The organism is Nocardia sp. NPDC052001, assembly GCF_040680615.1.
GTDB lineage: Bacteria > Actinomycetota > Actinomycetes > Mycobacteriales > Mycobacteriaceae > Nocardia.
The window spans coordinates 1-1,409 of sequence record NZ_JBFAXC010000038.1 but is presented as its reverse complement, the minus strand read 5'-3'; the positions used below and the strand labels follow the sequence as shown (position 1 = coordinate 1,409).

At 62.9% G+C, this 1,409-nt stretch carries 1 protein-coding gene; it reads left to right on the top strand.

All coding sequences use genetic code 11. From position 1 onward, the window contains the following. Positions 1 to 17: 17 nt before the first annotated feature. A partial coding sequence (locus tag AB0L82_RS43645) for an AMP-binding protein (protein WP_364651610.1) occupies positions 18 to 1,409 on the top strand: 1,392 nt, incomplete at its 3' end.

Sequence of the window (1,409 nt, the reverse complement as noted above, 5' to 3'; positions counted from 1 at the left end):
AGCATCAGTTTCTGCCGTTGACCGAGATCTGCCGCGCTTCCGGACACAAAGAGCTGTTCGACACGCTCGTGGTGTACGAGAACTACCCAATCGAGGCTTCCGCGGAGAGTATCGGCGGAGATATCTCGATCACTGATATCGACGTCCATGAAACGGTGCACTATCCGCTGGCGCTTCAATTTACGCCGGGCGCGGAACTGCGGCTTCAGGTGGACTATTCGGCCGAACTGTTCGATACGTCGATGATCGAGCAGTTGGCGGACCGGTTGCGGCGGGTGCTGGAAGCGGTGGTTGCTGATCCGCAGCGGAGGTTGTCGTCGATCGAGTTGCTCGGCCAACACGAGCTGACTCGATTGGCACGCTTCTCGAATCGGGCGGTGCTGGCCGAACCGACTGCGGCGGTGTCGATTCCGGTGATGTTCGCCGCGCAGGCGGAGCGGACGCCGGATGCGGTCGCGTTGGTGTTCGAACAACAGTCATGGACTTACGGCGAGCTCGATGAGGCGTCGACACGGTTCGCTCATCTGCTGGTCGATCGGGGCATTGGCGAAGGCGACATCGTCGCGTTGATGCTGCCGCGCTCGGGTTCGGCGATTGTGTCGACCTTGGGTGTGCTCAAGGCCGGGGCAGCGTATCTGCCGATCGATGTGCGCCATCCCGATGAGCGAGTCGGGTTCCTGCTCGCGGACGCTTCGCCGGTCGCGGTGGTAACCGATGGCGCCTTCGCGCCCCGGTTGATCGGGTACGACGTGCCGGTCATAGATGTCACCGATCCGGCGCTCGCGACACGACCCGTGGCCTCGTTGCCGGTACCGCCGGAATCGGCGGTGGCATACATCATCCATACCTCTGGCACGACCGGCACACCCAAGGGTGTCGCCGTCACCCACGCTGGAGTCTTCGAGCTGATATCCGATCAGATCGCACGGTTCGGTATCGGCGAAGACAGTCGGGTTCTACAGTTCGCGTCCTGGAGTTTCGATGCGACGGTCTTCGAAATATGGGTGACGTTGGTGACGGGGGCGACGTTGGTCATCCCGCCGGATGACGCGGCGACCCGCATTTCCGGTCTGTCCGATCTCATAGACGAATTCGGCGTTACCCACATGACCCTCACCCCGTCGGCGTTGGCAACGTTGCCACCGGAAGGGTTGGAGTCGGTGCGCTCGCTGGTCGTCGCGGGGGAGGCTTGCCCGGTTGAGTTGGTCGATCGGTGGGCGCCGGGCCGATCCATGGTGAACGCGTACGGGCCGACGGAGGCGACCGTGTGTGCGACGGTGAGCGAACCGCTGGTGGCGGGTGCGGGGACACCGTCGATAGGTCGTCCGATTTCGGGGACCGCGGTGTTTGTTCTGGATTCGGGTTTGTCCGAGGTTCCGGTCGGGGTGATCGGTGAGTTGTATATCGCT